Here is a 12,908-nt window from a genome sequence, read left to right as displayed (position 1 = left end):
CGACCATTGCCCCACCGCGAGCGGCGGCAGTACGGTATGCGCACAGGTTCGATTCGTACGATCCGCGAACGAAAGGCTCCGACCATGAGTGACCCGAACCAACCGCCGGTCGATCCGGCAGGCGGCGGCGTCCCACCGCAACAGCCGAACGTACCGCAGCAGCCGACAGGCCAGGTGCCGCCGCAGGCGCCGCAGCCTCCTCAGCAGCCGCAGCAGCCGTACGGCGGGCAGGTGCCTCCGCAGCAGCCGTACGGTCAGCAGCCGCCCCAGCAGCCCGGCCAGCCGTATGGGCAGCAGCCCGGCCAGCCGTACGGGCAGCCTCAGCAGCCCGGCCAGCCGTACGCGGCCCCCGCCGCGCCGCTCGACCCCGCGCAGGACAAGCAGTGGGCCTCGTTCGCTCACCTCGGCGGAATCCTCTGGATCCTGCCGTCGCTGATCATCTTCCTCGTGTTCAAGGACCGCGGGCAGTTGACCAACCAGGAGTCCAAGGAAGCGCTCAACTGGCAGATCACCTGGATCATCGTCTGGGTCGCCTCCCAGATCGTCGGCGCCGTGCTGGCGTTCACCGGCTTCGGCTGGCTGATCTTCGGCCTGCTCATCCCGTGGGTCCTCTACGTCGTCAACCTGATCTTCTCGATCCTCGGGTTCGTGAAGGTCAACGGCGGCGGCACATACCGCTACCCGGTGAACTTCCGGTTCATCAAGTAGTCGATCCGGCCGCGTCGAAGACGCCGAGAGACCCCGCGTCTCTCGGCGTCTTCCCAGTTTCGGCACGTTTGCCCTACTGTTGTGGCTGACGATCCCGTCCACGACCCCGCCCGCCCCAGTCGGGCGAAGCCAAGGAGAGAACAATGTCCGCAACGCCCCCGCCGCCGCCCAGCGCACCGTACGGAGGCCAGTCCCAGCAGCTCAGCCCCTCGGATGAGAAGCTCTGGGCGACGCTGGTCCACATCGGTGGCATCATCTTCAACTGGATCCCGGCGCTCGTCGGCTACCTCGTCCTCAAGGACAAGGGACCGTTCGTCCGCGCGCACACCGCCACCGCACTGAACTTCCAGATCACGATCTTCATTGCATACATCGTCGGCGGCATCCTGTCGATCGTGTTCGTCGGCGTGATCATCATCGCCGCCGCGGCCGTGCTGAACATCGTCTTCAGCATCATCGCCGCCATCAAGGCCAACCAGGGTCAGTACTACGTCTACCCGGTGGCGATCAAGTTCGTCAGCTAGCACGACCGGTCGGTTCCGTCATCGAGTGGTCTCGAATTGCCGTGTGCACTCCTGCACCCGCGGCGATTCGGGACCACTCGTTGCGTCTGGTCAGTCGTCGAGCAGGCGGCGGACGACGGCGTCGGCCAGGAGGCGGCCGGAGAGCGTCAGCTCGATCGTCCCGCGGAGGGCGGCACGCGCATCCACCAGTCCGTCGGCGATGAGACCGGCGACGGCCGTGCGGCCGTGCTGGTCCAGCTCCGCGATAGCGATGCCGTCCCGGATGCGCGTGAGCAGCAGCACCCGCTCCACCCGCCTGGTCTCCGCATCCAGGGTCTCCCTGCCGGCGGCGGGCGACTCCCCCGCCAGCACGCGGCCGGCGTATGCGGCGGGATGCTTCACGTTCCACCAGCGGACGCCGCCGACATGGCTGTGCGCGCCCGGTCCGACGCCCCACCAGTCGTGGCCCTGCCAGTACGCGAGGTTGTGGCGCGACCGGTGATCGTCGTCACGCGCCCAGTTGCTGACCTCGTACCAGCCGTATCCCGCGTCGGCGAGCCGCGCATCCGCCAGCTCGTACATGTCGGCCTGCAGGTCTTCGTCCGGCTCGGCGACCTGGCCGGACTTGATCTGCCTCGCCAGCTTCGTCCCCGTCTCCACGATCAGCGAGTACGCAGACAGGTGGTCGGGGCGGCAGGCGACGGCGGAGTCCAGCGACCGCGCCCAGTCGTCCAGCGACTCTCCCGGTGTGCCGTAGATGAGGTCGAGGCTCACCTGAAGTCCCGCATCCCTCGCCCACTCGACCACCAGCGGAACCCGCTCCGGGTCATGGGTGCGCTCCAGGGTGGCCAGCACGTGCGGCACCGCCGACTGCATCCCGAACGAGACGCGCGTGAATCCGGCGTCGGCGAGGCTGCGCAGGTAGGCGGCGTCGACGGAGTCCGGGTTGGCCTCGGTGGTGACCTCCGCGCCGGCCGCGAGGCCCCACGCATCCCGGACGGCGGCGAGCATCCCCGCCAGGTCGGAGGCGGGCAGCATCGTCGGGGTGCCGCCGCCGAAGAACACCGTGGATGCTTCGCGGGCGGGAAGGCCGCTCTGCTGCAGCGCCGTTGCAGCGAAGCCGACCTCGCGCTGGGCATGACCGGAGTACTCGGACTGCGACACCCCGCGCAGCTCGGTGGCCGTGTAGGTGTTGAAGTCGCAGTACCCGCAGCGCACACGGCAGAACGGGACGTGCAGGTACACGCCGAACGCGCGCTCGGCGACACCGTCGAGCACGGAGCCGGGCAGGAGGCCGTCTGCGGGAGCAGGGTCGCCGAGGGGAAGAGCGCTCGGCACCTCAGGCCGCCCTGGCGGGAAGCAGCGACCGCAGGTATTTCGCGGTGTAGTGACGCTGGGCGAGCCGCAGGATCGGCGACACGAACCGGTAGAACGCGGTCGACGGACGGTAGAACGCGCGCAGAACGAACCACACCGACCCGTCGTCGCGCAGCTCCACCAGGAACGCCTCCTCGCCGGACTCGGGATGCCCGTGCAGCGTCCCGTACGCGAACCCGGCACGGTGCGGCTCGTCGATGACGTAGACGACGCGGACCGGCGCCGACACATGGACCGGCCAGAACGGGATTTTCAGCACGGCGGTCATGCCGTTGGCGATGTACGGCGAGCCGTCATCGGCGAAGATCGCCTCGGACGGGCGGTGCTCCTGCATCTTCGCCGGGGTGCCGTCCGCGTTGAAAACGACGCCCTCGTACTGCACGCCGGTGCCCTCGTGGGTCTCGGTGACCTTGATGCCGCTCCCCCGCTGCACCCCCCACGTCATCAGAGCGGTGACCGTGGATGCGAACCGCTCTTCGCCGCTGCCGATCCTCGCCTGACGGATGAACGACTTGTAGCCCTTCGGCGGGTAGTAGAGCAGGTCGGGAGCCTGCGTGCCACCGACCGCACCGTAGGTGACGGGCTGATCGGTGAACGTTGAGCGACGCATGGGTGCTGTTTCTCTTCCTCGGGCGAGCGGTCCCAGTTTGCAACGGACGGAGCCAGACGACAACTCTACTTGGCGCGTACCATGCGGGATGCACGGGGCGGGCGTGGGGCGGACGAGCGACGGACGAGCGACGGACGAGGAGGACCGGCGATGGGCAGGATCGTGGTGCAGGAGTTCATCACCCTCGACGGGGTGGTGCAGGGCGGCGGAGGGCCGGACGAGGACAGGGAAGGCGGCTTCGACCTCGGCGGCTGGGCGATGGAGGGCGACGCGAACGGCTCGGAGGGCTCGGAGGGCTCGGAGGGCGACGAGGGCGACAGCCTGGTCGCCGACTGGGAGTCGAAGGCGGAGGCGCTGCTGCTCGGCAGGAAGACGTACGACATCTGGGCAGGTGCGTGGGGCGTCTGGGACGAGAACGCGGACGGCATGATGGGCGAGCTCACGAGACGCTACAACCGCATCCCGAAATACGTGGCGTCGCGGACGCTGACGACGCTGGAGTGGCAGAACGCGCACCTGCTCGGCGAGGATGTGCCGGAGGCGGTGCGGTCGGTGCGCGACACGGTTTCCGGGGAGCTGCGGGTGTGGGGCAGCACGGGGCTGGTGAGGACACTGGCCGCGGCAGACCTGGTGGACGAGTACCGGCTGCTGGTGTATCCGCTGGTGCTCGGCTCGGGGAAGAAGCTGTTCCCGGAGGGGTTCCCGACCACACGGCTGACGCTGGCGGAGAGCAGAGCGCTGGCGTCGGGCGTGGTGGTGAACGTGTACCGGCGGGAGCGTGCGGACTAGAGCCCGCGCCCGTTCGGAGGAATGAGGGCATTCGCATCGCGATCCTTCGAACGTTTCCGCTGCACGCTCCTATCACGGATCAACGCGCTGGACGACGGCAGCCACAGCAGCACGGTCGCCGTTACGCTCAGTGCGTCGAGAAGCAGAGCCGGAGACGGGTCGCCGAGGGAGAGCGCGGCGAGAAGCGCCGTCAGAACCGTCACGACGACGCGTGCCCACGCGTGCCCACGGATCGCCAGCCAGCCGAAGAGCACCGGCAGTTCGACGATCGCGAAGGCGATGAGCCGCGTCGCCAGAGCGAGCACGACCGTCGTCGCCACCATTCCGGGGATCCGGTCGTCCGGCACCCCCTTCGCCATCAGACCGCTGGACGCCCTGGCGACGAAACCGGCCCAGTCCTGCGACACCAGACCCACGACGAACATCGTCGCGGAGACGACGCCGCTCGCAGTGAGGAGCGCGACCGCCAGTCGAAGCGGCAGTGGCGTCCCTCCCCGGACGCGACCAGCACGGCTGTCCGCGTCCGACGGCTCCGTCACGATTCGTCCGCCGGCGGGGTTCGGCGTGCCAACCTACTTCTTGTCCTTCTTCTCCACGTCGCCCGACAGCGCAGCGATGAACGCCTCCTGGGGGACCTCCACGCGGCCGACCATCTTCATGCGCTTCTTGCCCTCCTTCTGCTTCTCGAGGAGCTTGCGCTTGCGGGTGATGTCGCCGCCGTAGCATTTCGCGAGCACATCCTTGCGCATCGCCCTGATGCTCTCGCGGGCGATGATGCGCGCGCCGATGGCCGCCTGGATGGGCACCTCGAACTGCTGGCGCGGGATCAGCTCGCGCAGACGGCCGGTCATCAGCACGCCGTACGCGTACGCCTTGTCGCGGTGCACGATGGCGCTGAACGCATCCACCTGCTCTCCCTGGAGGAGGATGTCGACCTTGACCAGGTCGGCCTCCTGCTGGCCGGTGGGCTCGTAGTCGAGTGAGGCGTATCCGGCCGTGCGGCTCTTGAGCTGGTCGAAGAAGTCGAAGACGATCTCGCCGAGCGGCATCGTGTAGCGGATCTCCACGCGGTCCTCGCCGAGGTACTCCATGCCGAGGAGCGAGCCGCGGCGGCTCTGGCAGAGTTCCATGATGACGCCGACGTAGTCCTTCGGCGCGAGGATCGCGGCCTTCACCATCGGCTCCTCGACCTTGGCGATCTTGCCGCCCGGGAACTCGCTCGGGTTGGTGACCGTGATGACCTTCTTGTCCTCCGTGGTCACCTCGTAGATCACGCTCGGCGCGGTGGTGATGAGGTCGAGGCCGAACTCGCGCTCCAGGCGCTCGGTGACGATCTCCAGGTGCAGCAGGCCGAGGAAGCCGCAGCGGAATCCGAAGCCGAGGGCGACAGAGGTCTCCGGCTCGTAGACGAGGGCCGCATCCGACAGTTTGAGTTTGTCGAGCGCCTCGCGCAGTTCGGGGTAGTCGCTGCCGTCGATCGGGTACAGGCCGGAGAAGACCATCGGTTTGGGCTCGGTGTAACCGGGGAGCGCATCCGTCGCCGGTTTGGCCGCCGAGGTCACCGTGTCGCCGACCTTGGACTGGCGCACGTCTTTCACGCCGGTGATCAGGTAGCCGACCTCGCCGACGCCCAGCCCCTTCGACGGGGTTGGCTCGGGGGCGGAGACGCCGATCTCGAGGATCTCGTGGGTGGCCCTGGTCGACATCATCTGGATGCGCTCGCGCGGCGAGAGCTGGCCGTCGATCATGCGCACGTAGGTGACGACGCCGCGGTAGCTGTCGTACACGGAGTCGAAGATCATGGCGCGCGCAGGCGCGTCCTTGACGCCCACCGGAGCGGGGATGAGGTCCACGACCCTGTCGAGCAGCGCATCCACGCCGATGCCGGTCTTGCCGGACACGCGCAGGACGTCCTCCGGCTTGCCGCCGATCAGGCTGGCGAGCTCGGCGGCGTACTTGTCCGGGTCGGCGGCCGGCAGGTCGATCTTGTTCAGCACGGGGATGATCGTGAGGTCGTTCTCGAGCGCGAGGTAGAGGTTCGCGAGCGTCTGCGCCTCGATGCCCTGCGCGGCGTCGACCAGCAGGATCGCGCCCTCGCACGCGGCGAGAGACCGGGACACCTCGTAGGTGAAGTCGACGTGACCGGGGGTGTCGATCATGTTCAGCGTGAACGCCTGGCCGTCGTCGTCCGCCCAGGGCATCCGGACCGCCTGGCTCTTGATCGTGATGCCGCGCTCGCGCTCGATGTCCATGCGGTCCAGGTACTGCGCGCGCATGTCGCGCTCGGCGACGACGCCGGTGATCTGCAGCATCCTGTCGGCCAGGGTGGACTTGCCGTGGTCGATGTGGGCGATGATGCAGAAATTGCGGATGAACGCCGGATCGGTCGCGGCGGGCTCAAGGGCCTTCAGAGCTCGTGGTGACATTGTGCTGCGATTCTCCCACGCCGACGGGCGCGTCTCCTATTCGGGGCCGGCGACGAGCCGACAGCTCGTGCCGAAACGCCGTGCGGCGCGGGCGCGCACGGCGTTTCGGCACGAGTGGATGCGCGGTCAGGCGAAGCGCTCGGCGCGCTCGACGACCGTTCCCGCGCCGTTCTCCCAGCGGTAGACCTCTGCGCCTTCGATGAAGACGCGCTCCGCGCGGGAGTTGACGTCGAGCGGGTCGCCTGACCAGATCACGACGTCGCCGTCGAGGCCGGGGGTGAGCGAGCCGACCCTGTCGTCGAGCCGCAGGAACGACGCAGGGTTGACGGTCAGCGCTTCGAGGGCGGTCTCGCGCGGCAGCCCCTCCTTCACAGCGAGGGACGCCTGGTGCACGAGGAAGTTGATCGGCACGACCGGGTGGTCGGTGGTGATCGCGACGCGGACGCCTGCGGCGGCGATCTTCGCGAGGTTGCCGATGGCGCGGTCGCGCAACTCCACCTTGGAACGCGAGGTGAACATCGGGCCGAAGATGACCGGGATGTCGCGCTCGGCGATCACGTCCGCGATCTTGTGCGCCTCGGTGCCGTGGTTGATCACCAGGCGGTAGCCGAACTCGTCGGCGAGGCGGATCGCGGTGGCGATGTCGTCGTGGCGGTGGGTGTGCTGGTCCCAGGCGAGCTCGCCGTCGAGCACCCGCACCAGCGTCTCCTTGCCGAGGTCGCGGGCGAACGGCTTGCCCTCCTTCTGCGCGTCGTCGCGCTGGGCACGATAGTTCTGCGCATCCACGAACGCCTCGCGGATGATCATGGCGACGCCGAGCCGCGTGCTCGGGATGACGTTCTTGCCTCCGTAGACCCGTTTCGGGTTCTCGCCGAGCGCTGACTTCACGCTGACGGCCTCCCGTAGCACCTGCTCGTCGATGGTGCGGCCGCCCCACGACTTGATGGCGACGGTCTGGCCGCCGATCGGGTTGCCCGAGCCCGGCTTGACGACGATGGAGGTGACCCCGCCGGAGAGTGCGTCCCTGAACCCTTCGTCGTCGATGTTGATGGCGTCGATGGCGCGGACGGCCGCGGTGTTCGGGGTGGTCATCTCGTTCGTGTCGTCGCCAGCGGGACCGTTCGCCTCCTCGTGGATGCCCACGTGACCGTGCGACTCGATGAAGCCGGGGAGCACCCACTTGCCCGCCGCATCCACGGTCTCCACGCCGTCGGGAACGCTGACCTCCGTGCCGACGGCGGAGATCGTGCCGTCCTGGATGAGGACGGTGCCGTTCTCGATCGGGTCACCGGCGACCGGGACGATGTAGGCGTTGACGATGGCGACGGAAGAGGTTGTGGTCATGGATTCGAGCCTACGCCCGGGTGGTGCGGGAGGTGCTGGCGATGGTACCCGGGAATGGATCGGGTGGATGCGCGATTGTGGTCTGCATGAGCATTCTTCTGACCGGCGCGACCGGCTTCATCGGATCATCCGTCCTCCCCCTCCTCATCGAGGAAGGACACAGCGTCACGGCGCTGGTCCGCGACGAGGCGAAGGCGGGCCAGGTCGAGGCAGCGGGCGCGACGGCGCTCATCGGCGACGCGACCGACGTCGAACTGGTGGAGCGGGCGGCTCGCGAGAGCGACGGCGTCATCCACCTGGCATCGGCGAAGGACGTGGACCCCGGCTTCGTGGAGGCGGTGCTCGCCGGACTCGCGGGCAGCGGCAAGCCGTTCGTGCACACGGGCGGGATCTGGACGTACGGCTCCAACGCGGACATCGTCGAGGACTCCCCTGCCGCCCCGCCCGCCCTCACCGCGTGGCGCGGGGCGACCGAGGCGCGCGTGCTCGCGGCAGAGGGCGTTCGCACGGCCGTGGTCGTTCCCGCGGTGGTCTACGGACGCGGCGCGGGCATCCCGACCGTGATCGTGGATGCGCCCCGCGGCACCGGTGTCGCCCCGGCGCTCCGCCTGGTCGGCGACGGCACGCAGCACTGGACGACGGTGCACGTCGACGACCTCGCGGCCCTGTATGTGCTCGCGTTCGAGAACGGCGACGCCGGTGCGGTGTACCTGGGCGCGAGCGGCCAGAACCCGACCGTGCGCGAGCTCGGCGAGGCGGCTTCCGCTGCCGCAGGCCTTGCCGGCGGCGTACAGGAGGAGACCCCGGCCGACAGCCGCGACCGTCTCGGCGCGGCGTTCGCGGACGCCCTGCTGCTCGACCAGCAGGCCAGAGGGACCAGGGCGCGGATCGACCTCGGCTGGGAGCCCAACGGCCCGACGCTGCTCGAGGAGATCGCGAGCGGTTCGTACGCACCGCAGGCGGTCGGTGCGGAGTAGTCACTGGCCGGTCGGTGCTGCGCACGCTCGGCCGCAACTCCGGGGATGCGCCGCCTGCCTGACCGGGTCCGGCGCATCCTCGGTCCGGTTTGGCGCTGAGGCGGCGCACTGGTAAAGTTGTTTGTTGGCTTGCGTGTGGGTTCGTCCGCACGACTGCCGCAAGGCGCCCTCTCTCGCTGAGCGGCTCATCCGAAACTCACTTCTAACGAAAGTAACCACGTGGCAAACATTAAGTCGCAGATCAAGCGCATCGGCACCAACAAGAAGGCGCAGGAGCGCAACAAGGCTGTCAAGAGCGAGGTCAAGACCGCCGTTCGCGCAACCCGCGAGGCCGTCGCGGCAGGCGACAAGGACAAGGCGACTTCGGCGCTGAAGCTCGCTACCAAGAAGCTCGACAAGGCCGCCAGCAAGGGCGTCATCCACAAGAACCAGGCCGCCAACAAGAAGTCGGCGATCGCCAAGCAGGTTGCAGCTCTCTAAGCAGCGCCAGCATCCCGGACCAGGTCCGGCAGCGAAGAGCCCCCGTCTCCGGACGGGGGCTCTTCGCGTTGACGGGGGGGGTCGCTCGCTGCGCGGGCTAGCCGCGGCCGCGGGAACTGACGATGCGGATCATGCGTTCCAGCGCGAAAACGGGGTCGCGGCCGCCGCCTTTGACGTTCGCGTCGGTTTCGGCGAGCACCTCGATGCAGCGGCCGAGGCCGTCTTCCGTCCAGCCCTGAAGGTCGCGCTTGGCGCGGTCGACCTGCCACGGGGCGAGTCCGAACTGTTGCGCGAGCTGGCCGGAACCGCCGCGGGCGCCGGACAGCTTGGCCATCGTGCGGACCTTGCTGGCGAACGCGGCGACCATCGGCACGGGGTCGGCGCCGGACGCCAGAGCGTGGCGCATCGTCACCAGCGCCTCGCCGTACCGCCCGGCGATAGCGGCGTCGGCGACGTGGAAGGCGTTCGTCTCGACCCGGCCGCCGTAGTACTTGTCGACCGTCGCCTCGGTGACCTCCGCCGCGGTGTCGGAGATGAGCTGCTGGCACGCCGCCGCGAGCTCGGCGAGGTCGTCGGCGAACGCGGACGTCACCGCCCGCAGCGCTCCCGCAGTGATCTTCTTGCCGGCGCTCCGGAACTCGGCCTGGGCGAAGTCGTACTTGTCGGAGTCCTTCTTCAGCTCGGTGCAGACCACTTCGATGCCGCCGCCCGTCCCGGCACGGATGGCGTCGAGCAGCTTCTTGCCGCGCACACCACCCGCGTGCCGGAGCACGACGACGGTGCCGTCTGCGGTGCCGGACAGGTAGTCGAGCATGTCGCTCAGGAAGGAGTCGTTGCACTTCTCGACGGCCTCGACCCTGATCAGCCTCGGCTCGCCGAACAGGGAGGGGCTCGCGAGCGTGAGCAGCTCCCCCGGCGCGTAGTCGCCAGCGTTGATGTCGCTGATCTCGAGGCTCGGGTCTTCCGCCTTGAGGGTGTCGCGCAGCATCCGGATGGAACGGTCGGCGAGGAACCCTTCGGTGCCGGAGACGAGGACGACCGGCGCCGTTCTGATCTGATTCCACGCGAGCTGCGGAATGACGGCGCTCGGCGCCCGCCCCTTGCTCGCGCTCGCCCTGCTGCCGCCTCGTGCCGCCACGTTCCTCCTCGGTCTGTTCCAGTGTACGGGCGGCCACCGTCACGGGAGGTGGATAGGGAGGTGGATAGGGAGGTGGATCGGGAAGCACCGGACGTGGTGGTCGGAGCGGATGCGGTTGGCGCGGCGGGTTCGCCGCGCTCCGTCCAGAGCTCCAGGCTGCCGGGCTCTGGGCCCGGTGAGACGAGGAGGAGCCCGGAGGTGTCGGTGCGGGCGACCATGGCGCCCGCTGCGGCGAGCATCCCGAGTGCGGTGGGGGTGGGGTGCCCGTAGCCGTTCTCGCGCCCGACGGAGACGAGGGCGAGCCCGGCGTTCAGGCTGGTGTACAGCCGCCCGCTCTGGTCGGCGGAGCCGTGGTGGGCGACCTTGACGACGTCTGTCTGTTCGATGACGCCCGCCGCGAGCAGGGAGTTCTGGGCGTCCTCGTCGAGGTCGCCGAGGAAGAGGGAGCGGATGGCCGCCCCGTCGACGGCGACGACGACGCTGCCGGGGTTGCCGCTCAGGGCGGAGCGACCGGCGCCGGGCACGGGAGGCCAGAGGATGCGCCAGCGCAGCGCGCCGAGCATCCCGCCCATGCCGGCGAAGCCCTGGTCGAGCTGTGCCCCGGACTGCCGCACGGCGTTGATCGCATGGCGGTCGAGGTCGCGGCCGGGCTCCCCCACGATCGCCCGCGTGACTCGGCCATCGAGAGCGGAGAGGCCGCCGACGTGGTCGACGTCGAAGTGGGTGAGCACCAGGAGGTCGATGCGCGCGATCCCGAGCCTGTCGAGGCAGGCGGCTGCGAGGTGGGGGTGGCGTCCCACGTCGATCATGGCGACCTGACCGGCGTCGCGGACGAGGAGCGCGTCGCCCTGCCCGACGTCGCACGCGGCGATCTGCCAGGCGGCAGGCAGGGTGGTCAGGCGGCCGATGGTGCTGCCGCCGAGCATCCCGAGATAGCCGGTCGTTCCGAGCGCAAGGGAGGAGGCGGCGACGGTGGCGAGCACTCCGCGGCCAACTCGCCTCCGCGTCAGTGCGAGCACGGCGACGGCCAGCAGGACGGCGACGCACAGCAGCACGCCGACGAGACCGTCCGCCCAGGGCAGGGCGCTGCCGGGAAGCACGCTCGTGGTCGTGGCCACCTGAGCGATCCAGGCGGACGGCAGCCAGGCGCCCCACACCAGCGTCTGCCCGAGCACCGGGGCGAACGGCAGAGCGATACAGGCGAGACAGCCGAACAGGGTGGCGACCGGTGCGGCGGGCCCCGCGAGCAGGTTGGCGACGACGCCGTACAGCGGGAGGGTGGGCGTGAGCATGATCAGCACGGGCTGGCACGCCACCTGGGCGGCGAGCGGCACGGCGACCGCCAGCGCGAGCGCCCTCGGCAGCCACCGGCTCAGGATGCGCGTGAGTGGCGCAGCCAGGACGACCAGCCCGCCGGTGGCCAGGACGGAGAGCGCGAAGCCGTAGTCCCTGGCGAGCCACGGATCGTGCACGAGCAGCACGATGACGGCGAGAGCGAGCAGCGCCAGGCCGTGCGACGGTCGCCCGCGGGCGATGCCGACGAGGACGACGACGGCCATGGTGGCCGCGCGGATCACGCTCGCGCCCGGCGTGACCAGCGCGACGAACGCTGCGAGGGCGACGAGCGCGACGGCGACCCTGGTGCGCCTGCCCAGGCCGATGCGGGTGCCGGCGAAGAAGGCGGCCGCCGTGACGAGCGCGCAATTGGCGCCGGAGACGGCGGTGAGGTGGCTGAGCGAGCTCGTCTTCATCGCGCCGTCCAGGGCGGACGGGACGGCGCTCTCGTCGCCGATCGCGAGACCGGGGAGGAGCGCACCGCCGTGGCCGGGGGTGGTCGCGGCGGCCGCGGCGAAGCGCTCGCGGACCTGTTCGGTCCAGCCGAGCCACCAGGGCGGGTCATCCAGGAATTCGACGGCGCTGGTCGCGGAGATGGTGAAGGTGGTCTGCTCGCCAGCGGGGTTGAGGGCGATGGTGCCGGTGATGCGGAGGAGGGTGCCGAATGCGGGTGGGCGCGTTGAGGGGGTGGGGAGGGTCGCGACGATCGTCACGGGGGCTGATGCGGCGACAGCGGTGGGCGACGCTGCATCGGCCCGGCCCGCGGTGGACGACGCTGCGCCTGCCCGGCCCGCGGTGACCGACTCCGTCGTGCCCCGCCAGCGCCAGCGGGCGGAGCCGTCGAAGCCAGGCGACAGCGCGTGCGGCGTGCTCTGGGTGCGGACGGTGACGGTGACGTGTGCTCCGCTCGAGGTCGCGGCGACGAGTTCGGGTGGGTTCCTGCCAGGGCTCTGGGCAGCGACGGTGGTGGTGATGAGCGCAATGGCGGCGAGGCAGACGCACGCGATGGTGGCCGCGAGCAGTGGCGAGGAGCGTGTGCGTCGAGGGCGGGACTGAGCACGCCTCGGTGTGCGCGCGCACGCGCGCGAACCCGCACCTGCTCGCTCACGCCGCCGAAGCAGGAACGCCACCGCCAACGCCGCTGCGGCGAGGAGCCAGCAGGTGACGGCGACGGGTCGCGCCGCATCCGGAGCGCCGATGGTGAGCGCGCCCGCCATCCAG

General features: G+C 69.8%; 11 protein-coding genes and 1 pseudogene. 5 read left to right on the top strand and 7 right to left on the bottom strand.

From position 1 onward, the window contains the following. The first annotated feature begins 84 nt into the window (after positions 1 to 84). The gene (locus ACYVGI_RS06460; protein ID WP_460631816.1) at positions 85 to 708 is read left to right on the top strand and encodes a DUF4870 domain-containing protein; all 624 of its coding nucleotides are present in this window, start codon (positions 85 to 87) and stop codon (positions 706 to 708) included. A 143-nt stretch (positions 709 to 851) separates the two neighbouring features. After that, positions 852 to 1,232 carry a DUF4870 domain-containing protein gene (locus ACYVGI_RS06455; protein WP_055893610.1) on the top strand — a complete coding sequence of 127 codons (381 nt, stop codon included), beginning with the start codon at positions 852 to 854 and terminating at the stop codon, positions 1,230 to 1,232. Positions 1,233 to 1,322: 90 nt separating this feature from the next. Here the strand turns inward: ACYVGI_RS06455 and hemW are convergent, their stop codons facing one another. Further along, the gene (gene hemW, locus ACYVGI_RS06450; RefSeq protein ID WP_460631815.1) at positions 1,323 to 2,549 is read right to left on the bottom strand and encodes a radical SAM family heme chaperone HemW; all 1,227 of its coding nucleotides are present in this window, start codon (positions 2,547 to 2,549) and stop codon (positions 1,323 to 1,325) included. A 1-nt stretch (position 2,550) separates the two neighbouring features. After that, a complete protein-coding gene (locus ACYVGI_RS06445) occupies positions 2,551 to 3,198 on the bottom strand; it encodes a DUF1990 family protein (protein ID WP_460631814.1) in 648 nt (215 codons plus the stop codon). Between the two features lie 150 nt (positions 3,199 to 3,348). Between ACYVGI_RS06445 and ACYVGI_RS06440 the strand changes: the two genes are divergently transcribed. Then, positions 3,349 to 3,987 carry a dihydrofolate reductase family protein gene (locus tag ACYVGI_RS06440; protein ID WP_460631813.1) on the top strand — a complete coding sequence of 213 codons (639 nt, stop codon included), beginning with the start codon at positions 3,349 to 3,351 and terminating at the stop codon, positions 3,985 to 3,987. Here the strand turns inward: ACYVGI_RS06440 and ACYVGI_RS06435 are convergent. The 3 genes from ACYVGI_RS06435 to ACYVGI_RS06425 all read right to left on the bottom strand — a co-directional run bounded on the left by ACYVGI_RS06435 (position 3,984) and on the right by ACYVGI_RS06425 (position 7,757). Further along, the gene (locus ACYVGI_RS06435) at positions 3,984 to 4,526 is read right to left on the bottom strand and encodes a hypothetical protein (RefSeq protein ID WP_460631812.1); all 543 of its coding nucleotides are present in this window, start codon (positions 4,524 to 4,526) and stop codon (positions 3,984 to 3,986) included. The genes ACYVGI_RS06440 and ACYVGI_RS06435 overlap by 4 nt on opposite strands. A gap of 33 nt (positions 4,527 to 4,559) precedes the next feature. Next, a complete protein-coding gene (lepA, locus tag ACYVGI_RS06430; RefSeq protein WP_460631811.1) occupies positions 4,560 to 6,413 on the bottom strand; it encodes a translation elongation factor 4 in 1,854 nt (617 codons plus the stop codon). Positions 6,414 to 6,539: 126 nt separating this feature from the next. Beyond that, positions 6,540 to 7,757, bottom strand: a complete 1,218-nt coding sequence (locus ACYVGI_RS06425; RefSeq protein WP_460631810.1) for an amidohydrolase — start codon at positions 7,755 to 7,757, stop codon at positions 6,540 to 6,542. An 86-nt stretch (positions 7,758 to 7,843) separates the two neighbouring features. On the opposite strand from ACYVGI_RS06425, the gene ACYVGI_RS06420 reads away from it, so the two are divergent. After that, positions 7,844 to 8,734: an NAD-dependent epimerase/dehydratase family protein gene (locus ACYVGI_RS06420; protein WP_460631809.1), complete on the top strand. Its 891-nt coding sequence runs from the start codon at positions 7,844 to 7,846 to the stop codon at positions 8,732 to 8,734. A gap of 219 nt (positions 8,735 to 8,953) precedes the next feature. Further along, the gene (rpsT, locus tag ACYVGI_RS06415; RefSeq protein ID WP_085371417.1) at positions 8,954 to 9,214 is read left to right on the top strand and encodes a 30S ribosomal protein S20; all 261 of its coding nucleotides are present in this window, start codon (positions 8,954 to 8,956) and stop codon (positions 9,212 to 9,214) included. Between the two features lie 97 nt (positions 9,215 to 9,311). On the opposite strand, the gene holA is transcribed toward rpsT, so the two are convergent. After that, positions 9,312 to 10,352, bottom strand: coding sequence for a DNA polymerase III subunit delta (gene holA / locus ACYVGI_RS06410; RefSeq protein ID WP_460631808.1), 1,041 nt, complete (start codon positions 10,350 to 10,352; stop codon positions 9,312 to 9,314). 356 nt (positions 10,353 to 10,708) lie between these two features. Further along, positions 10,709 to 12,904, bottom strand: a pseudogene (locus ACYVGI_RS06405) (ComEC/Rec2 family competence protein); the annotation flags it as partial. Positions 12,905 to 12,908: the final 4 nt, after the last annotated feature.

This window comes from Leifsonia lichenia (assembly GCF_054780215.1).
The sequence above is the reverse complement of the archived record's forward strand: the minus strand, read 5'-3'. Positions and strand labels throughout refer to the sequence as shown.